1 pseudogene is annotated in these 735 nt (G+C 67.5%); it reads left to right on the forward strand.

The annotated features are described in order from the left end of the window. A pseudogene (locus E5W87_RS35485) lies at positions 1-735 on the forward strand (phenylalanine--tRNA ligase subunit beta); the annotation flags it as partial.

Genomic DNA, 735 nt, shown 5'->3' on the forward strand with positions numbered 1-735 from the left:
GCGTCGACCCTGAGTTCATGGCGCCCGGCGTGGAGCTGGCAACGAGGCTGGTGCTGGATTTCTGCGGCGGCACGCCGACCGAAACGGAAGTCGTCGGCTATGCCGGCCATGTCGAGAAGATCGTTTCCTTCCCGCTGTCGGAAGTGAAGCGGCTGACCGGCATCGAGGTGCCGAGGGACGAGAGCCTCGGCATCCTGACCCGCCTCGGCTTCAAGCCGGAAGGCGCGAGCGATGTCGTCGATGTAGCGGTCCCGTCCTGGCGCCCGGATGTCGACGGCAAGGCCGACCTGGTCGAAGAGGTCATGCGCATCTATGGCGTCGACAATATCGCACCGCAGCCGCTCGGCGCCCATGATGCCGTCAACGCCAAGATCCTGACCGTGCTGCAGATCCGCACCCGCGCGGCCAAGCGGGCGCTGGCGGTACGCGGCATGATGGAGGCCGTCACCTGGTCGTTCATTCCGGCAAAACATGCCGAACTGTTCGGTGGCGGCCAGACAACGCTCAAGCTCGCCAATCCGATCGCCGCCGACATGTCGGACATGCGGCCGTCGCTGCTGCCGGGCCTGATCGCCGCCGCCCAACGCAATGCCGACAAGGGCGTCGGCGATGTCGCGCTGTTCGAAGTGTCGGGCATCTATGAGGGCGATGCGGCCGACCAGCAGCGACGCGTCGCTGCCGGTGTGCGGCGCGGCACGGCCAAGCTCGACGGCTCCGGCCGCAACTGGGCCGGCA

The sequence above is a fragment of the Mesorhizobium sp. genome (genome assembly GCF_004962925.1).
GTDB lineage: Bacteria > Pseudomonadota > Alphaproteobacteria > Rhizobiales > Rhizobiaceae > Mesorhizobium.